The sequence below is a fragment of the Shewanella denitrificans OS217 genome (assembly GCF_000013765.1).
Lineage (GTDB): Bacteria > Pseudomonadota > Gammaproteobacteria > Enterobacterales > Shewanellaceae > Shewanella > Shewanella denitrificans.
The window spans coordinates 3,674,528-3,694,866 of the sequence record NC_007954.1; the positions used below are offsets into that span (position 1 = coordinate 3,674,528).

Annotated in this window: 16 protein-coding genes; 8 read left to right on the top strand and 8 right to left on the bottom strand. The window is 43.7% G+C overall.

From position 1 onward, the window contains the following. The gene (locus tag SDEN_RS15925) at nucleotides 1-1,410 is read right to left on the bottom strand and encodes a diguanylate cyclase domain-containing protein (protein WP_011497485.1); all 1,410 of its coding nucleotides are present in this window, start codon (nucleotides 1,408-1,410) and stop codon (nucleotides 1-3) included. A 4-nt stretch (nucleotides 1,411-1,414) separates the two neighbouring features. After that, nucleotides 1,415-2,407, bottom strand: a complete 993-nt coding sequence (locus SDEN_RS15930) for an ABC transporter substrate-binding protein (protein WP_011497486.1) — start codon at nucleotides 2,405-2,407, stop codon at nucleotides 1,415-1,417. Between the two features lie 283 nt (nucleotides 2,408-2,690). On the opposite strand from SDEN_RS15930, the gene SDEN_RS20975 reads away from it, so the two are divergent. The 5 genes from SDEN_RS20975 (at nucleotide 2,691) to SDEN_RS15950 (ending at nucleotide 9,565) form a co-directional block, all read left to right on the top strand. Beyond that, entirely contained in the window at nucleotides 2,691-2,813 is a 123-nt protein-coding gene (locus SDEN_RS20975; protein WP_269571442.1) for a hypothetical protein, read from the top strand. Nucleotides 2,814-3,026: 213 nt separating this feature from the next. Further along, nucleotides 3,027-4,130, top strand: a complete 1,104-nt coding sequence (locus tag SDEN_RS15935) for a phosphoribosylaminoimidazolesuccinocarboxamide synthase (RefSeq protein WP_011497487.1) — start codon at nucleotides 3,027-3,029, stop codon at nucleotides 4,128-4,130. A gap of 238 nt (nucleotides 4,131-4,368) precedes the next feature. Then, the gene (locus SDEN_RS15940; RefSeq protein ID WP_011497488.1) at nucleotides 4,369-6,507 is read left to right on the top strand and encodes a TonB-dependent siderophore receptor; all 2,139 of its coding nucleotides are present in this window, start codon (nucleotides 4,369-4,371) and stop codon (nucleotides 6,505-6,507) included. Between the two features lie 98 nt (nucleotides 6,508-6,605). Further along, complete coding sequence (locus tag SDEN_RS15945; RefSeq protein ID WP_011497489.1) at nucleotides 6,606-7,706, top strand: PepSY-associated TM helix domain-containing protein; 1,101 nt, start codon at nucleotides 6,606-6,608, stop codon at nucleotides 7,704-7,706. Between the two features lie 437 nt (nucleotides 7,707-8,143). Further along, nucleotides 8,144-9,565, top strand: coding sequence for a methyl-accepting chemotaxis protein (locus tag SDEN_RS15950; RefSeq protein WP_232279902.1), 1,422 nt, complete (start codon nucleotides 8,144-8,146; stop codon nucleotides 9,563-9,565). Nucleotides 9,566-9,753: 188 nt separating this feature from the next. Here SDEN_RS15950 and pmbA read toward each other — a convergent pair whose 3' ends face one another. Continuing rightward, entirely contained in the window at nucleotides 9,754-11,097 is a 1,344-nt protein-coding gene (pmbA, locus tag SDEN_RS15955; protein WP_011497491.1) for a metalloprotease PmbA, read from the bottom strand. Between the two features lie 204 nt (nucleotides 11,098-11,301). Between pmbA and yjgA the strand changes: the two genes are divergently transcribed. After that, nucleotides 11,302-11,835 (top strand): ribosome biogenesis factor YjgA, encoded by a 534-nt coding sequence (yjgA, locus tag SDEN_RS15960; RefSeq protein ID WP_011497492.1) that lies wholly within the window; start codon nucleotides 11,302-11,304, stop codon nucleotides 11,833-11,835. A gap of 25 nt (nucleotides 11,836-11,860) precedes the next feature. Then, on the top strand, nucleotides 11,861-14,353 hold the full coding sequence (locus SDEN_RS15965; protein WP_011497493.1) for an Ig-like domain-containing protein: 2,493 nt from the start codon (nucleotides 11,861-11,863) through the stop codon (nucleotides 14,351-14,353). 96 nt (nucleotides 14,354-14,449) lie between these two features. Here the strand turns inward: SDEN_RS15965 and SDEN_RS15970 are convergent, their stop codons facing one another. The 3 genes from SDEN_RS15970 to SDEN_RS15980 are packed head-to-tail and all read right to left on the bottom strand — an operon-like array spanning nucleotide 14,450 to nucleotide 16,836. Further along, nucleotides 14,450-15,397: an SPFH domain-containing protein gene (locus SDEN_RS15970; RefSeq protein WP_011497494.1), complete on the bottom strand. Its 948-nt coding sequence runs from the start codon at nucleotides 15,395-15,397 to the stop codon at nucleotides 14,450-14,452. 2 nt (nucleotides 15,398-15,399) lie between these two features. Further along, nucleotides 15,400-16,344: an SPFH domain-containing protein gene (locus SDEN_RS15975; protein ID WP_011497495.1), complete on the bottom strand. Its 945-nt coding sequence runs from the start codon at nucleotides 16,342-16,344 to the stop codon at nucleotides 15,400-15,402. Between the two features lie 12 nt (nucleotides 16,345-16,356). Next, nucleotides 16,357-16,836 carry an NfeD family protein gene (locus SDEN_RS15980; RefSeq protein WP_011497496.1) on the bottom strand — a complete coding sequence of 160 codons (480 nt, stop codon included), beginning with the start codon at nucleotides 16,834-16,836 and terminating at the stop codon, nucleotides 16,357-16,359. A 261-nt stretch (nucleotides 16,837-17,097) separates the two neighbouring features. On the opposite strand from SDEN_RS15980, the gene SDEN_RS15985 reads away from it, so the two are divergent. After that, nucleotides 17,098-17,853: an outer membrane protein OmpK gene (locus SDEN_RS15985; RefSeq protein WP_011497497.1), complete on the top strand. Its 756-nt coding sequence runs from the start codon at nucleotides 17,098-17,100 to the stop codon at nucleotides 17,851-17,853. 89 nt (nucleotides 17,854-17,942) lie between these two features. Here the strand turns inward: SDEN_RS15985 and udp are convergent, their stop codons facing one another. After that, nucleotides 17,943-18,701 (bottom strand): uridine phosphorylase, encoded by a 759-nt coding sequence (gene udp / locus SDEN_RS15990; RefSeq protein ID WP_011497498.1) that lies wholly within the window; start codon nucleotides 18,699-18,701, stop codon nucleotides 17,943-17,945. 390 nt (nucleotides 18,702-19,091) lie between these two features. Beyond that, nucleotides 19,092-20,267, bottom strand: coding sequence for a type III PLP-dependent enzyme (locus SDEN_RS15995; RefSeq protein WP_011497499.1), 1,176 nt, complete (start codon nucleotides 20,265-20,267; stop codon nucleotides 19,092-19,094). Nucleotides 20,268-20,339: the final 72 nt, after the last annotated feature.

The following is a 20,339-nucleotide window of genomic DNA, read 5'->3' on the forward strand; positions in this document are numbered from 1 at the left end:
CTACTCCATGTCTTCAAAGAAATAATAATCTGTTTTTGAATGCATCTTGGCATGATACATGGCCGTATCAGCAGCCCTTAACAATAAGCCACTGGCGTTGCCATCTGTGGGTAATAGGCTGACTCCAAAGCTGGCCCCTATTTTCAACTCATGCTCTTCTACTGTGATGGGCTCGTTTATTAAAGCCTGTAATTGATTAATTTTGTTGATAACATCTTGTCTGTGGGCGATGACATCCAGCCAAACAACAAATTCATCCCCTCCTAAGCGTCCAACAATATCGGTATTACGTAGATTGTCATGCAAGCGTTTAGCTATGGTCATAATCACCTTATCTCCAACGCCATGACCTAAGGTATCGTTAATCGTCTTAAAATTATTCAGATCGAGAAAGAGTAATGCCGCTTGAGAGTTAGAACGTATAGCACGGGCGATGGCAATATCCACTTGCTTAATTAAGGCACGGCGATTAAAAATCCCCGTCAGCTCATCGTGCTCAGCCAAAAACTTAAGTTTGATCTGTTGCTCAGTAAGAATCTGCGTCTGCTTTTCCACTTCCCGCTTAAGTTCATCCTTCTTGATGGTCATTCCCTTCAGTGAGGCTTTCATCTCGTTAAAGTCTTGGGCAAGGCAAGAAAACTCATCCTGATTATTGACCTCTATCTTGCTATTGAGATCGCCTTTCGCCAGCACTTTAACCCCAGTCACTAATGAATGAATTGCGCTACGAAAACGCCTAAGGGTTAAATAAGAAAACACGGTAACCAGTAATGTCATCAACAACAAGCAGACACCTGTGACATAAATCAGGTTTCGCTGGATGTACTTGGCCCGCTGAATGGACATATGGTGCAAGCTAAACACATCTTCTGTCATCTCTTGAGTGATCATATTGTACCTTGCCTCTAACAAGCTCGCCTTGGTATTAAAGGTCTCATTGTTTGATGCAGCATGAGCGTCTTCCAGCGCAATATATTCAGCATATTCAGATTCACTGAAGCGAGTATTGCCCCTTGCAGATTTGTTCGAGTTTAATTTAGCCGATCGATTTAATGCAGTTTCCGCGGGCAGCTGAGTATTGACCAAGACCCGAGTGTTAGTATTTAGCCGGTTCAGATTATTCAACAGTCTTTGCTGCTTTTCATCCCAGCCCATGGGGATTTGTAGCTGACGAGCTAAATTCGCTTGACGATTATTAAGCACTTTCAGACTCAACTCATCTGAATATTCTTGATAAAGCCACAACTGGCTTCTTAAATTATCTATATTGAGTTGAATTTCCATCACTTGATTAAGTTGGTTATAAATAAACTCCTGATAATCGTAGGCCTTATACAAAAATGAACTAATCCCTAAAATGAGCAGCGCACATAAATACACGATCAGCTGTAATCTAAGAGCTATCATCATAGGCTTACCACAGGCTCCGCTGGCGACTCATATCCTCGAAGGCTTGAGTATGTATAACATTACGAAAATCCACAGTCACATCCCCTGGCACTAAACGATTCTGTAATGCCCACCGTGCTTGAGTTTGCAAGTTAGATACGAGTGAATTCCCAAGAGAAAGGCGAAACACATAATCTCGCCACGAATAACTCAGCTCAGATTGTGATACCTGAAGTAATTGACTCACATCTTGTTGATACTGCTCTGGTGCGGCATTAATAAGGTCGATAGCCTCTGATAGTGCTTGTAATATCCTGGCATTTGCCTCGACATTCTTTTTAGCTAGATTTTTTTTTGTGATTAAATTGAATGAGAGACTATACAAACCTTTAGTACTCAGTACTTGAATTGGCCCAGTAGCAAGCTGAGACACTTGATACCCAAGCGGCTCCCAAGCGGAAATGATATCAACCTTCCCGGCCAGCAAAGCTGGGACTAGCTCACTGGCACTCAAGTAGACTCTATCGATAAAATCTAAACTTTTTGAATGCAGGATAAGCGTGTTATCAATAAAAAACTCACTGGCACTGCTTTTAATCATACCGACGCGTGCACCTTTGAGATTAGCGATATTAGGATATTTATCAGGATTCAAACTCAAGAGCTTTACATCATTATCAGACTCGACAAAACTTGTCAGCACAGTGAAATCATCCCTGAAAAAGCTATTAAACATCACCACGGTTTCTGAGGCTGTAGCAAATTCCGCATCACCCGCTATCATCTGCTCAAAACACTTAACCCCGCCATTTAACAGCTGCAACTCAATATTTAAGCCAAACTTTTTAAATAAACCTTGTTGCTCGGCGACAAAAAAAGGCGCAGACAAGGGAGTACTAGACACTGCTATCCGATAGGTGTGGGGTATTATGGGGAAATTCGCCGTTGCAAATACACTTTTGTAGATAACCCCTGTCGCTAAGATAAATCCCGTTAATATCAGTGCTAATCTAATCATTATTATTGTTTGTGAATGCTTAAGGAAGTTTAAGTGTAGTCTGGAGTTTAAAATTTGCTTAGGCCAAAACAAAATAGCTAAACCACAGTAAAATAAGCGTAAAGATCTATAACTTCAGTTGAGATATAAAATGCTGTCAGCCTTTAACCCAGAGCAAATATGCCGACGAGATTTACGCCTCGCACTTATTTCTTAAGTGACGTGACCTCTGGTATTGCGGCCATAGCTGGATAATAAACACACAACTTATAATGACAATTCCAACCAGAGAAAGCATATCGATATGTCAGCCTTGATAGCCTTTGACCACCAGCTAAAGCACACCATCACCGCAGTAGAAGAAAAACTTAACCTATCCTTAGATTTCTATGGCAAGAAAGGGGTGAGCTTGCCACAATGCCAGTGAATTTAAAGGTCATTAATAGACCAATATAGAAGTGAAACCAAGTCAAGCTCCCATAAATAAGTTCAGATGTAAATTCAATCACTAATCTTTTTTACGATAAGACTTTACGGCTCAGAGTCCGACTTAGCACATGAATAAATCCCCCATTCAGGCTAAAATAGCGTGATTAATACCCTTTACATCATTTATTTTTATTCCAGAGGGATCCTCGTGATGAGTCTTGCCGATTCTGTTTTAGCCGTTAATAACGATCTACCCATACGTACCGATAAGCCAGTCCATAGCGGCAAGGTACGCAGCGTTTACTGGCTAACTGAGTCTGATAGTCGCCGGTTAATTAATGACAAAGGCTATAAAGTCCCCTTAGATACGCCCTTAGCTATCATGGTGATTAGCGACAGAATTTCAGCCTTTGATTGTATTTTCCATGGTGAAGGCGGCCTGCAAGGTATTCCTGGTAAAGGCGCGGCACTCAATGCCATATCGAATCATTGGTTTAAATTATTTGCCGAGCAAGGCTTAGCCGATAGCCACATACTCGACATACCACACCCTTTTGTGTGGATAGTGCAAAAAGCGAGGCCCATCAAGGTTGAAGCCATTTGCCGTCAATACATTACCGGTTCTATGTGGCGTGCTTATGCAAAAGGCGAGCGTGAATTTTGTGGTATTAGGCTACCTGAAGGGCTTAAAAAAGATCAAAAGCTGCCAGAACTTATCATCACGCCATCAACCAAAGGCATTTTAACCGGTATTCCTGGGGTACCCGCGCAAGATGACGTCAACATCAGTCGCCAAGATATCGAAGCTAACTACCAAGCCTTTGGTTTTGAGTCACTGTCCGATATCGACCTTTACGAAACCTTACTTAAAGATGGTTTTAAGGTGATTAGCGATGCGCTTGCTCAGTTAGACCAAGTCTTTGTGGATACTAAATTTGAGTTTGGTTATGTGACAGATAAAAATGGTCAATCTAAATTAATCTATATGGATGAAGTGGGCACACCGGATTCATCTCGCATTTGGGACGGCGCGGCTTATCGAGATAGTAAAATAGTCGAAAATTCTAAGGAAGGATTCCGCCAGTTTCTGTTAAATCATGTTGCCGATGCAGATGTCTTACTTAATAAAGACAGAATGCCAGAGCGTGAAGCCCTAGCCAGAGACAATGCTTTGCCACTGGATGCCATGATGAATGTATCGCGCACCTACACAGGCGTTGCAGAAAAAGTCACAGGTAAAACCATTACTCTGGCAGCAAATCCTAAAGCCGATATCATAGCTATACTCAAAAAAAATTATGGGTTAATCGACTAAATACCCTGCTTGATAAAAATGAAGTAAACCTTATTTATCATCTTATATATTCTTGCAATACAGACAAAGCGCCTTCGGGCGCTTTTTTATTCAATTAACATAACAGCAAACAATGTAAATAATAATGATTATCATTTGCTGGCACAGTGAATTATTGTATCTTCAGTGGGCAAATCTCTAGCTTATGCCCGTTAACAAGAACAAGGACAGTTCATAACTCGTTGAAGATGATGACACAATGAAACTAACACCGATTTACCTCGCCGTAATAACCAGCATAGGCCTATCTGGCCATGTCGCTGCCGAGCAAAAAGTCTCGCTAGATAATAATGAGAATATCGAAAAAATTGAAGTCACAGGCCGTTATATTCAAGGCTATAATCCACATTCTGTCAGCGGCGCCTCCCGCTTAGATTTGGCCATTAGCGACATTCCTCAGTCAGTGTCTGTCATTACCAGCGCCCAGCTCGATGACTTTCAAATCAAGGATATTAACAGCGCATTAGACACGGCAACCGGTGTTAACGTAGAACGTATTGAAACTGACAGAACCTACTATACTGCCCGTGGTTTTGATATTACCAACTTTCAGATTGACGGTATTGGCTTGCCTTTAACCTCAGGCAATAACCACTCAGATGAAGACACCGCGATTTATGACAGAATAGAAGTCATTCGCGGTGCTAATGGCTTGATGACGGGAGTGGGCAATCCGTCTGCAACGGTTAACTTTATCCGTAAACGCCCCACTGCCGATAACATGCTGTCATTAAGCACAAGCTATGGCAGCTTCAATGATCTGCGTTTAGAAGCCGACGGTTCAGCACGCCTTAATGACACCTTTGCTATCAGAGCGGTAGCCGCCAACCAAACTAAAGACTCTTATTTAGACAGATACCAAACAGATAAAGATGTTTTTTACCTCTTTTTAGAAGCCAACTTAACTGATGATACCAATGTGTCATTGAGCCATAGCTATCTTAATAATGATGCTAAGGGCAACAACTGGGGCGCACTGCCGCTGTTTTACATCGATGGCAGCGCAACTCATTATGCCAGATCAACCAACACCTCAGCGAATTGGTCAAACTGGCAAGTCGTGAAAAATAATACTGTGCTAGAGCTAAGCCATTTTTTTAATGATAACTGGCGATTACGCGCGACCTATTCACACAAAACCACAGATGAAGATACCGAGCTATTCTACGTCTTTGGCACCCCAGATAAAGCGACTGGTCTTGGATTGACTGGTTATGGCAGTGAGTACGACCTTGATGATAAGCATGATTTATTTGATGTGTATATCAATGGCGACATCAGCCTCTTTGGCCGAGAGCACCAACTGGTATTTGGACTCAATCATTCAAAAATGAGCTATATAGACAGCTCGCTCTATGACTACAGCACAGGTAATGGCTTTCCAGTCATGCCAGATCTCAACAGCTGGGATGGCAACACGTCCATGCCAACATTCAAAGATAATCCCCGTGGCAGTGATGTTAGCCGCGAGCAACAAGCCGCTTATTTTACAGCTCGTTTCAACTTAATAGATGATTTACACTTAATGTTGGGTGGACGTTATAACGATTGGCAACAACAAGGCATTACCTACGAAACCAAGCAAGATGCCGATGATAATGAGTTTATTCCTTTTGCAGGTGTGGTTTATCGCTTACTGCCAGAGCTTGTTGCTTACACCAGTTACACCGAAACCTACATGGTGCAAAAAGAGCTAGATATTAACAATCGCATACTCGACCCTGTCACTGGCGAAAGCCGCGAAATCGGCCTTAAGAGCGAACTCTTTAATGGTAACTTGATAGCAAGCCTTGCCTATTTCGATGTGAAACAAACTAACTTGGCAAAACCCGATCCAATTACCGCATTACTGCCTCCTACAGAGCAGCGCTATATCGGTATTGACGGGATCCACAGCCATGGTATTGAGCTTGATATTGCCGGCGAAATCTACCCTGGCCTTAATACCAGCATAGGTTATACCGACTTTACTATCACAGGTGACGATCAAGTCTCAGCCTATACCCCAAGTAAAATCCTTAAATTAGCTGCAACTTATGAATTTAGCAGCATCGACGGTTTAAGCATTGGCATGAATGCACGCTGGCAAGATGATATTTCCCGTGAACAAGGCGTAGTCACCGCAGGCTTTAATAAAGCAGGGGAGAAAATAATCACTACTCAAGAAGCCTATGCTGTCATCGATTTAATGGCTAAATACCAGTTCAATGACAATCTAACTCTGGCCTTACACGCTAAGAATGTCACCGATGAGAAGTACATTAATAGCCTCTATTGGGCCCAAGGTTATTACGGTGCCCCCGCAAATTATGGTGCAACATTAAGCTGGAAAATGTAACGATTTTCATCATTCTACCAGCCCTCAAGTTCAACTTGAGGGCATTTTTCACATTGAAGCGTCGTAAAACCTAAGCACCAAGGCATTAAGGCATTAGCATGAGAAAGAAATTATTTAAATGGCACTCCTACACCGCCCTTATCACCCTGCTGCCGTTATTGATAATCTCAATCACTGGCAGCATTTTAGTATTTAAAGTTGAGTTAGATAGCCTGCTAAGACCTGCGCACATGTTAGTTAACGCTGCGCCAGATGCTGCGCGGGTTAGTCTAGACAGCATGATGAGCAAAGTGCTTACACAAAACATCGAATTTGAACTGGGAGGATGGGAGCTATTTGATAATCACAGCCGCTCAGATGCGGCTTACCTCATAAAACGTGGTACAGAAGAATGGTATAAAGTTTATATTAATCAATATACTGGTGAGCTGCTATCCCAGCCGTACATCATGGGGCATTATCTCACCGACTGGCTGCTTGAGCTGCATTACACCTTTTTGCTTCACCTGGTTGGTACTAGCTTCGGCTTTGTGATGGCCTTGATTATGCTTTTTTTGGGGATAAGCGGCATCATCTTATATAAAAAGTTTTGGTCTAAACTGCTCACTTTTAGAATAAAAGCCGCAACTCGTATGCTACTCAGTGATATTCATAAATTTACCGGTATCACCAGCTCACCTATGTTGATTGTCATTGCTGCAACTGGAGCCTACTGGAACATCGCCAGCATCTTACATGAGGTCGATGAGCACCCAAGAGGGGGGCATGTATTCATTGAGCAGCCATTACATGCTGCGCAGATTTCTTTTGAATCACTTAAGATCCAAGCTGAAACTCACATCCCAAGTTTTCAGGCAGGTTACCTTGCCATGCCACACAAAAAAGATTTAGATATCGTCTTCTATGGTGACGTTGATAGTCACAACCCACTCCATAGCGAATACGCCAGCACAGTCGGTTTTGATAAACTCACAGGCGAACTCATTTATGAACAAGATATTCGCCAGGCTAGCATACTCATGGTGTTTTTAGACAGTTTTAGAAAACTTCACTTTGGCTATTTTGGCGGCCTTCTCAGCCGTGTTCTTTGGTGCATGGTTGGACTCATGCCTTTGATATTAGGCCTGACTGGGATTTATATGTATGCCCTGCGGCAAAAACTAGCCATATTCCCATTAAGAACCCCAAAGCCTGCTTAAAGAGAATTAACTCAGCGAGCTGCCCAAATATTCCACTAGGAAAAGTCGCACCCTATGCACTCGACTCACAGAGTCGAGTGCATTTTTCCTTGTTAAGGCCCGCCTTACCACTAACCGAATGTTAACGACATTTTTAACACTGTTAACAATATGCGTTTTAACTCTCTATGCGGCTAATTAATTCACAGAATATTAGCCATTATGATGATATTTATTAAAAATTTATCCAAATCGCATTAAACTAAAATTCAAACTGGCCGAAAATAGGTATTAGATACTAGCGAGCGCACAATTTAACTAACAAGTTAATGACCTTGTATGTCAAATTGCTTTAAACTAAATTACTATTGCAAAAAATGATTGCTTGCCTGCCTGCCCATTTTGGAGAAATTATGAAGGAAGTAGATTTCCGAACTATTGATAGATTGTTCATTAAGATGTCAATCAATGATAAGTTTTGGTCGATATTCAGTCTATTTATGATCGTCTTACTGACACTGTCCCTCGGCCGCTATCAGCACTCTATCAACCAAATAGAGCAGCAATCTGTTATTGCATTAGAATCTCAACTCTCGGGTATGGTGCAAGCATTAGAGACCACAGGTCAAACGGATAAGTTTGCTCAGCTAGGTATTAACTCTACCTCGGCAACCAGCTCCAGCAGACAAAGAAACACCATTACGGCCGTGGTAAAAACCAGTAGCCAAGAATACGTGTCTCAAACTCAAGGGGCACCTAATATCGAAGCCGATACCAAGCAAGCGGCGTTTTATTCCCTGTTATTGTCTTTCCTTTGGGTATTGCCTTTCTCTTTAGTGCTCTATTGGATCGCCACTTTTCTCGGCGGTGCCTTGTGGGTGCTATGGGATACTACAGAGAAAATCGCCAAGGGTGACTTGAGCTCTCGTTTAGGTTTCCATCCTGGGCGTGATGAATTTGGCACCATAGGCTGTGCATTAGACAAGGCCATGGACACTCTAACTGAATTAGTTATTACCGTTAAAGGCAGCGCCAAGACCTTACATACCACATCGACGTCCTTTGCCAATGAGACTCGCCAGAGCGAAGAGCAAATCGATTCCCAGTATGAGTCATTAGACTCAGTGGCGACGGCAATGGAAGAAATGACCGCCTCTTCACTGGTTGTGTCTGGTATTTCGCAGAAAGCATCGAAGCAAGTAGAACAAGATTCTGAATATATAAAGCAAAGTTATGGCCGGGTTCAAAAAGCCATAGGTGAAATTCAGCAGTTGTCTAACTATATTGAACAGACTTCAGATTCTGTGACCACATTGCAACTGAACGCCACCAAGATTAATGACGTGATAACCACCATTAATTCAATCTCAGAGCAAACCAACTTATTGGCACTCAACGCCGCGATTGAAGCGGCCCGTGCGGGTGAAATGGGCCGCGGCTTTGCGGTCGTTGCCGATGAAGTGAGAACCTTGGCCAGCCGCACTCAGGCAGCTACGGTTGAAATTCAGGCCATGATTGCCAACTTGCAATCTGAAACCAGTAATATCTCTAGCATTACCCAAAATACGGTTAAGCAAGCTCAGTCGAGCCGGGAACTTATCTCAAATATAGGCACAGATGTAAATTCGATTACTCAATCGTCCCAGTCTATTATCGATATGAGCTACCAAATTGCCGCTTCAGCCGAAGAGCAGAGCACGGTTGCCAATGAAATCTCATCTGAACTAAGCGAAATTCGCACTAAATCAAACACCATTCGCGACTTAGCGAGACAATCGTCTCACGGGGTGGTCGAATTATCACAAGCGTCTGATAAATTAGGAAAAATACTTTCTAACTATCACACAGCTAAGACAGATTTCAAACGCAGTATTGATTAAGCATTCACTGTGTTCTAACCCATTAAATGCCTAAGCTAAACTTAGGCATTTTTTTATCCCATTCACCCCAGAACCACGGGGTAATCACGATAACTGAAGGTTTTTTGGAACATAAAAAACGGCGCTGTTATGCGCCGTTTTTCTAAATAGGGTAGATTATCTATGATACCTAGTTAACCCAATTGAGATTAGTTACCGGCTATCTTCATCTCGCTGAGTAAGATACCGCCTGTGCGGATGGATGAGCGCAGGTCTCTGTCCATGGCCACCCCTTGAATGCCTATAAACATGTCTTTTAGATTTCCCGCTATGGTGATTTCTTCTACTGGGTATTGGATAACGCCATTCTCCACGTAAAAGCCTGCCGCACCGCGAGAATAATCACCCGTCACGCCATTTACGCCTTGGCCCATGACTTCGGTAACGATCAAGCCGGTATTCATCGCCTTTATCAAATCCGCAAAGGTTTGATTGCTGTGGCTTAAGGTCCAGTTATAAATCCCGCCGGCATGACCGGTATTTGTCATTCCTAGCTTTCTGGCAGAATAACTGGTGAGTAAATAGGTCTCTAATTGTCCCCTGTCTATAATGCGCCTGTCTTGAGTGGCCACCCCTTCGCTATCATAGTTAGCACTTGCCAACCCTGACAGTATATGGGGCTGCTCTTCAATGCTAAACCAATCAGGAAAAATGTGAGTGTGTAATGAGTCTAATAAAAAACTCGACTTACGATATAAACTGCCGCCACTGATGGCACCAATTAGATGCCCTATTAAACCTGTGGCTATCTCCGGGGCAAATAACACAGGCAATTTAGCCGTGGCTATTTTGCGTGCATCTAAGCGGCTCAGCGTCTTTTCAGCGGCTTTAGCTCCCACTTCTTCAGGACTCAGTAAGTCAGCAAATTTACGGGATACCGTATAGTCATAATCCCGCTGCATATTGCCGTCTGACTCTTCGCCAATGACCACACTGCTTAAACTATAACGCGAGCTGCAATACCCTTGTAAAAAACCATGACTATTGGCATAAACCTTGGCTGAGGTATGAGCATTGGCTGTGGCACCATCTGAATATTTAATACGAGTATCGGCATCAACACCTGCTTTTTCAGCCCTAATAGCCAAGTCAGCCAGTTCTTCTGCACCAATATCTTGAGGATAATAAAGCTGTAAATCGCGAATATTTTTAGCCATTAGCGCACTATCAGCAAGACCGCTAAAGGGATCTTCTGAAGTATAACGAGCGATATCATCCGCCGCTTTTACCGCTAGGGCAATGGCATCTGTGCTCAGATCTGAGGTGGAAGAACTGCCTTTACAACCACCACGATAAACTGTGATCCCTAGGGCGCCATCTTTATTAAACTCAACGGTTTCAACTTCTTGTGTACGAGTTGAAACAGATAACCCCTGCTGTTTGCTGATGGCCACTTCTGCGGCGCTCGAGCCTAATTTTTTAGCATGAGCCAAAGCCACTGAAACTGCTTCTTTTAGGGCATCCAATTCAATATCTATATTAGGTGATGACACGTTTTCACTCTTTAAGCTAATCGACTTTTCATTAGCATAGCAAATTCAATATATGATTGATAACTTCGCCGTTGTGATTTAATTATTAAGGAAAATATGTCTAGATATCGTGGCCACCGATGGGGGTTATTTGGCACATATTATCTGGCTTGCCAATCCTGAAAAGTGCTACTATTAGCAGATATTTATTTGAGGTTTAAGATTATGAAGATCGTTGGCGATTCAGAGCACTTTCAACAGCCCTATGACAATGATGACGAATACGTCAGCCGTACTGGCCAAAAAGTAGAAAGTGAAGCCGCACAAAAATTAGGTATGCGTTTAGTTGACCTAAGCAAGTCACAATTGGCCAGAATGGAGTTAGATGAATTCCTCTATGACGCTATTTTGCATTCTAAGAATATCAAGACAAAAACCGAAGCCTATCGCCGCCACCTGCAATACATAGGCAAGCTGATGCGTGGTTTTGACCCTGAGCCAATTGAAGCAACATTGGATAAAATTCTCAATAAAAACAATAATGAAACGGCTCAAGTACACATATTTGAAAAAATGCGTGAACGCTTGCTGACATTAGGTGATGATGAGATTAACGCCTTAATTGAGCTGCATCCACAACTTGACAGACAAAAATTGCGCCAATTGATAAGACAAGCCAATAAAGAACTCGCCAAAGGCCCAGACTCTAAGTCATCTCGGGAACTTTTCAAGTATCTTCGTTCAGAAATCACCGAATAATTCACCCTAGACAAGGATGTTATTGATGCTCATAAGAAAGAGCTTTGCTGCGTTTGTCGTACTCATCAGCGCCATAAGCCTTTCGGCTTGTAATGGCGCCTCAGAAGATAGTTCAAGCACGCCCACTGGCGCCCTAAGCATTAACTTAAGCTTTGCAACCGCAAGCAATGGCCAATGTGGTGACGTCACCACACGTCAAAGCTTCACCAGTGTTGAAAGCTTTTGTGCCATAGCTCAAGTAAAACAAGGCGATGCTAATTTATCTGGTGCCATTGTCGAATTTATCGCCAGCATTGGTGCTGCTGCCCCGGCCTCTAAACTCACAGATGCTAATGGTCAGGCGACAGCCATTATTTCATTAAACGCCGCGGTGCCCAGTGCCGGCACACTGAGTGTCATGTATGCGCCAGCAGGCGCTGACAGTGTCAGTGCTAGCCGCAGTTATGAATTTATTCAATCCACTGTGAATTTGCCTGAAAATACCAGCTTAATGAATGGGGTATTTAAAAATGGTTTCTCTGTCGCCCAATTCAAAATTGGCGAAACCGTCGAGTTACAAGCAAGGTTACTGGATGGCTCAAGCCAAGGGGTTGCTAATCAGATAGTGACTTTTCAAGCAGGCAACGCCAACCTAGCACCTAATACCTCACTCACTGACACCCAAGGCATAGCCAAACTCAGCTACACACCTACGGTCGCTGAATTGGGCGCATACTCCTTAGTCACAACTACAAATTACCAAGGTACAACACTCAGCCGTAGCAGTAATTACCAGGTAGTCAGTGCCGATGCTATCGCCCTAGGCACAGTCAAACTGGGCCATTTCGACAGTAATAATCAGTTCATTGAAGGTAAACTCGGTACCAGTCTAATTGCAGATCAAGATGGCAAATACCAAATCAGTGCAGGCGGTAGCTTTGGTGTGAACGCAAGTTTAGTCCTCGAGGATACCAGTGGCGCTATTAGCCGCCTACAAAGCCCTTACAGCGTAGTATTTAGCTCTGACTGTGGTGCTAACAACCTAGCAAGCCTTGATTCTCCTGTGACTACCCTTTCAGGCACCGCAGGCGCAACCTTCCAAGACATTAATTGCAGCGGTAACAGTGAGCGCAGTGACAGCATCACGGCCACGGTACAAGTCGATGGCTCAGTGTTAACTGCGAGTTTAGATTTTACCTTAGCTCGTCAAACTTTAGCCAGTTTAAGCTTCGTCTCGGCTACACCTTCAAGCATTCGCATTAAAGGCAGCGGCGGCACAGGTTCAACGGAGTCATCACTGGTCACCTTTTTAGTGACCAGCGCCAATGGTCAACCCACGGCGCAGCAACAAGTGGATTTCAGCCTAGACACTGTCATTGGCGGGCTTACCTTCGCTAATGCCTTGGCCAACCAGCCATCGAAAGCCAGCAGTATCACTAATGCCAATGGCTTAGCCACGGTACGAATACAAGCTGGCACAGTACCGACTCCAGTTAGGGTCACAGCTACTGCCACAGATAAAGACACCAATGAAATCATCACCAGCCAGTCTGAGCAGTTAACTGTGAATACTGGCTTGCCGCAACAACTGGGCTTTAGCATTGCAGCAAGCACTTTCAACCCTGAAGCGGCTGCTTATAATGGTGAAAAAGTGACTATCACTATTTACGCCTCAGACAGTTTTGGTAATCCAGCCCCCGATGACACTACGGTTAACTTTACCGCAGAAGGCGGGCAAATTGAGCCTTCATGTTTGACCAATAATGGCAGTTGCTTTGTCACTTGGACCTCAACAGCGCCGCGAGTAAGCGATCATCGAATCACCATATTAGCCTATGCACTCGGTCATGAAACCTTCTTCGACACAAATGGTAATAACCAATTCGATGCCGCAGACGGCGGCGCTATCACCCATGCCTGTGTTAACTCGAATAATCTTGCCGTCGCCTGTACCGGCAACGGTATGGATATCGAGACCTATCACAATAGCGGTTTTAGTGACTTAGGCGATGCCTTCAGGGATGATAATGAAACCGGCGTCTACGAAGCTGGCAAGCCCTATTTTAATGCCCAAGCAAAAACCGCTTATTCAGGTCCAGATGGTAAGTTCAATGGTCCCCAGTGTACGGGTAGCCTTTGTGGAACAGGCCAAGCCAATAAGACTTACATACGTAAGGCTTTAGTGCTGACCATGTCTGGCTCCCAAGCAAACTTCATCATCAAGCAAGATGGAGTAGTGATTAATGATTTCAACACAGATATCAGACCAATCCCTGCTGCCGGTCGTTCACATTTTAGTGTGCAACTATTTGATAGTGCCAATCAAATATTACCAGCTCAAACAACACTCGATGTAGAAGCAAGCGAAGGTGACGCGATATTTAATGGCCATACTGTGCCTAATACCACAAGAGCGGGCGGCACCAACACAGAGTTCACCTTAGTCAATACCGCCACGGGCACCAGCACAGTGACATTGACAGTTACCACCCCTAAAGGTGTCGCGACGCAATTAACCTTCAATGTGCCCTTGCTCTAATTAATTCACAGTAAGGTCATCGCCCTTATTTGCCCATAAAAAAAGGACCTGAATTCAGGTCCTTTTTTGTTGGCTGTTAATACTTAAACCAATGTATTACTTATCTTCTTTAAGTCCTATGCTTTGCAACCAATAGTCAAAATCGACCATGTTGCCAGGCAACACCACCCGAGTGTCCTTCTTACTTAAGCCGTCCAGTTGTTTTAGATACTGCTCGCCCAGTTGCATCCGCAGTGCACTTTGGCCACCTGGGGATGAAATCACACTGGCAAGGCGCTCAATAGACTCAGAAGTCGCCTTAGCCAAGGTTAAGATCTCCTCTGACTTACCTTCAGCCTCATTGATCCTGCGCTGCATCTCACCTTCTGAGCGGTTGATGGTCTCAGCCATCACACCTTCTGAACGATTGATTTTACTCTGCTTATCGCCTTCACTCTTCGCCAATAGTGCCCGGCGTTCACGCTCGGCGTTGACTTGCATCTCCATGGCATTTTTGACGGTTTCTGGTGGAGTGATATTTTTAATTTCATAGCGATGCACTCGGATCCCCCAAGTCGCCCCCGCTTCATCCAGTACTTCCACCACTTTTGCCGAGATAAGATCGCGCTCTTCGAAGGTGCGATCTAAGTCTAAGGTGCCAATTACAGAGCGTGTTGTAGTCTGGGCTAATTGAATCGCGGCATAGCGATAGTTAGTGATGCCATAGCTCGCCTTAACGGGATCGGTAACCGAAATATAAATCACCCCATCAACCTCCACATTCACTTCATCACTGGAGAAGCACTCTTGAGGCGGCACATCTATAGTTTCTTCTTTTAAGTCATGGATATAGGCCACTTTATCAATAAAAGGAATAAGCGCATGAAAGCCCGCATCTAAGGTGCTGTGATATTTACCTAAACGCTCGACAATATATGCCGACTTGGTTGGCACTAGACGGATAGACTGAAACAATTTAAGGATGAAAATAGCAAAAATTCCCCCCCAAATAATCATCACGGCAAAATTAGTCTGCAGCAAATTCGAACTCATTAATTCTTCCATTATTATGCTCCCTGCTCTGTGGTGGCTTTGTGATTGCCCTTGCCTGACATGTTATGAGTCACTTGATCCATACCTTCAAAAAAACCTTCAAGCTTAGCCATTTCCGCTGGTACCACAGAGATTTGTGCTTCAGATAAAATATTGCCGATTTGGCCAATAAACTGCTCTTTTAATAGCATGTTCATTGCATCATTGCCGCCGTTCGCTTCTAAGGCGGTACAGATCATCTGCATTCCTTCGGCTTTAGCCTTAGCAATAATGGAGATTTCCTGCCCTTTACCTAGCGCCTCATTGATGCGTTTTTGTTTCTGCCCTTCTGATAAATTAATCGCCTCTTGGCGTTCACCTTCAGACATGTTGATCATCGCCGCTTTTTCCGCATTGGCGAGGGTGATTTCGGCGCGCTTACGCCGCTCCGCTTCCATCTGTTTCTCTAAGGTGTTAATCACTTTAGTAGAGGGGGTAATATTCTTAATTTCATAGCGCAACACTTTGATCCCCCAAGGATCCGATGCCTTATCGATTTCCCGCACTATGGATTCATTGAGGCTGTCGCGCTCAGAAAAGGTCTGCGACAGGCTTAATTTACCGATTTCAGAACGCATGGTAGTTTGGGCTAAATTAACCGCAGCTTTTCTATAATTTTCAATACCATAACTTGCAAGCTTACCGTCCATCACTTTTAAATAAACCAGGCCATCCACTTCTAGTTGGGTATTGTCTTTAGAGATACAGCTTTGCGGCGGCACATCCAATACTTCTTCACGGGTGTCATGGCGATACGCCACTCTGTCGACAAAAGGCACCAAGAAATGAAATCCGGGGGGCAACACAGTTAAAAACTTACCTAAGCGCTCAATCACATGCACTTCTCGCATGGGCACAATAAGCATCAACTTATAAAGCACAAACAAAACCAATAAAAAACCTATGGTGAAAATTAACATAACTAACTCCCTTTAAGATGAAACTGATTGTGTCTCTGGATATGGACAAGGCTCGACTATAAGTGCAATATTTTCCCGGCAAATGATCCTTACTTGAGTACCGACAAGAATTTCACTGCCATCACCCAATGCAGGCCAATCTGCGCCTTGAAATGTCACACGACCTGACTTTTCGCCCGGCCCTATCGCCTCTTTAACTAAGGCGATTTTATTATAAAGATCTAACTCTTCATCGGTATTGTCTTGGTGTGAATCACCGCCTATGAGCCCTTGGGTGATATGCCTAAAACTCAACAATAATACAATGGACAGGATAAACCATAAGGTCAGGCTTTGAACTATTCCTTCGACAACCCCCAATGCTAACGCGCCAGCCACTAACAGGCTAGCCATGCCGAGTAACACCACTATGCCTCCTGGCACAATAATTTCGGCTAACATCAGCACTAGTCCTAGGCTAGCCCAAATTATAATAGGATTTGAAAGCTCCATATTTCCTCCTTTGCAGCCTGAAGACCCTTGGCAATCAACTGCTTATTCTTTGCTTGATGATTTACTATAACAGCAGACAAATAAACAATCGACATAATATGTCAACAATTTCATATTTACTGAGTTCGCTCGATTAAATGACTATCACCATAGGCGTATGGGTTAATTTCTCTCCTAGAAACAAATATTAATCAACAATGTGGCAATTTTTTGGTAGCTGTACTATTTTTCCTAGGACATGAGTCCCATTAAGGTAACACAATGAATAAATCATGCTTTGCGCTTTTGTTACTCGCAGCAACCGCTCCTGTTCAGGCTGAAGATCTGATCCACTGGTGGGACGTCAGCGGCACCTTCCTCTATGGTGATGACTACGACCTTGCCCCTTCGGCAAACCAAACGACCTTAACCTTAGAAACTGCCGGTGGTTGGAAATACGGCGATTGGTTTACTTTCCAAGATCTGATCATTTACAACGGTGACAATTTTGGCGTGACATCGACAACTTATGGTGAAATTTCGCCGCGTTTCAGTCTAGGTAAAATGACTGGTGGTGAGTTTAAATTTGGCCCAGTTAAAGATGTGCTAATCGCACTGACCTATGAAGAAGGCGAAGGTCCGGTGCAGAGTTTCCTCTACGGTGTGGGATTAGATTTAGCCATTCCAGGTTTTACCTACTTCAGTCTTAACACTTATAAGCGTGATGCCATTAGCACAGGCAATATCAGCGATGGCTGGCAGGTGACCCCAGCCTTTAGAATAGACTTCCCTATCGGTAACGCTAACTTTGTCTTCGATGGTTTCATGGACTGGGTATTCTCCGCTGATAATGTAGGTTATGACGAGAATATTCACTTTAATCCCCAGCTTAAATTTGATTTAGGCAAGGCGCTTTTCGGCGACAAACGAGCCAATAAGCTCTATGTGGGTATCGAATATGATTATTGGAAAAGTAAGTATGGTGTCGATGGCATAGATCAAAACACCTACTCAGTAATAGCCCAATATCATTTCTAATTCAGGCGCTTTAACGCAAGGGTATGAGACACAAAAAAGGCGCCCTAGGCGCCTTTTTTTATGGCAGTTAAGCTTAAAAACAAGCTCAATTATGCTAATAACTTCTTCGCAGCCGCAACCACAATAGACACTGCGCTCACTTCAGTTTGCTTCATGGTCGCTTCGTTAGGAATTTCTTGCTGGGTACGGTTTACAATCACGCCAGCAACACAAGCCGCTTTCCAGCCTTGAGTCGCACACATGGTAAACAAGGTTGCCGACTCCATTTCATAGTTCAGCACGCCCATAGACTGCCACTCTTTCATCGAGCCCACATAACGGCTGGTCACACGGCCCGACACTGTGTCATAACGCTCTTGGCCTGGATAGAAAGTATCAGAAGATGCTGTAATACCAACGTGTGGCTCAAGACCCGCTTCACGAGCTGCTGCGACCATAGCTGTGGTACATTCAAAATCTGCAGCGGCTGGGAACTCAAGTGGCGCAAAATGTAAGCTCGCGCCATCTAAACGTACCGATGCTTGAGTCACTATCACATCACCGACATTTACATGAGGCTGGATAGCACCAGTAGTACCCACGCGAAGGAAGGTACGCACGCCAAGTTGCGCCAACTCTTCTACCGCAATAGACGTCGATGGACCACCAATACCCGTTGAACAAACCACCACAGGCTTGCCATCGATATAAGCTAAGTAGCTAGTGTATTCACGGTGGCTCGCGAGGAAAGTAGCATTCTCCATCAACTCAGCAATACGCTTAACACGCTCAGGATCACCTGGAACGATTGCTAAGCTGGCACCATCTAACATTTTTTTAGTTAAACCTAAGTGAAATACATCCGACATTTTGTAAACCCCTTTCATTTTTGTATATTAAATTCTAATTACCATGATGTTAACTCAGTATAGAAATCGATTTGGTTAACTTCATCACAGTTATATCGTGAATAGCTAAATCTTATCATGTTAGATAATTACTTAAACTGTAATTAAGCGATAACTTATGAAACTGATACTTTTTCTCTTATCCGTATAAAAAATAGTCAACAGTTGAATTACATACAACTAGCGTTCTGACCCCAGAAGTGAAAACCCTTAAGGCTAAAAAGCTGCATCTAAAACAAGAGATTTTTACTCTCTTACAAAATCACCAATAATGGTTGTGGCAAGACTCAAACCTTAAACCCATAGAAACAAAAAAGGACGCCGAGGCGTCCTTTTTATCACCTGTATCACTTACAAATAGTAATCTTTAAGTGGTGGGAAACCATTAAAGCATACCGCCGAATACGTGGTGGTATAGGCACCCGCCGTTAACCAGAACATGCGATCGCCAATGGCAAGATCTTTAGGTAAGCCGTAGCTGTAGTGCTCATACATGATATCGGCACTGTCACAGGTTGGTCCTGCGATAACGCACTTATCTAACTCACCGGTTCTATCGGTATATATAGGGAACTTAATCGCTTCATCTGTGGTTTCAATTAAGCCTGAAAACTTACCCACATCGGTAAAGACCCAGCGCTCAAGGGCGGTGTTTGACTTGCGAGAAATCAATACCACTTCAGACACTAGCACACCCGCATTAGACAATAATGAACGCCCTGGCTCTAAAATAACCTCAGGTAAATCATCACCGAAATCTTCTTTTAGGAAATGGGTGATCTGCTCGGCATAGGTCGCCAGTTCGTTGGTCTTGTCGATATAGTTGGCTGGGAAACCGCCACCTAAGTTAATCATCTTAAGCTGGATACCGTGCTCTTCTTTAAGGCGATCGTAGATGCCTTTAACTTTGCCAATTGCACTGTCCCAAGCACCGATATCACGCTGCTGAGAACCCACATGGAATGAAATACCGTGTGGCACTAGGCCAAGCTCACGAGCTAAGACCAATAAGTCATAGGCCATTTCATTTTGACAGCCAAATTTGCGCGATAACGGCCAGTCAGCCGTGTGGGTGCCTTCAGTAAGAATGCGCACGTAGATTTTTGAGCCTGGGGCTTCTTCGGCGATCATGCGTAAATCGGCTTCTGAGTCAGAGGCAAACATGCGTACCCCTTGCTCATAGAAAGAACGCACATCCACACGCTTCTTAATGGTGTTACCGTAACTGATACGATCGGCAGACACACCGATAGAGGTCACCATTTCTAATTCATAAATTGAGGCGATATCGAAATTGGAGCCTTTATCCCGCAACAGGGTTAACACTTCTTTGGCCGGATTTGCCTTGACTGCATAATACACATTCGCATAAGGGAAATTCTTCACCATGTCATCGTATTGTTTCGCAATGATCTTGGTATCTATGACCACGAAAGGAGTCGGTTTGTCTTTGGCAAACTCCTTGATCTGGTTAAAAGTGTCCGTCTCATAATAATCTGCAACATCAATCGATTGAAATTGGCTCATTAGGCCAGTGCCTCCTATAGTTGGGCGATAAAAATAGCATTTGGGTGTTGATTTGAAAACACGCGCAGTAAA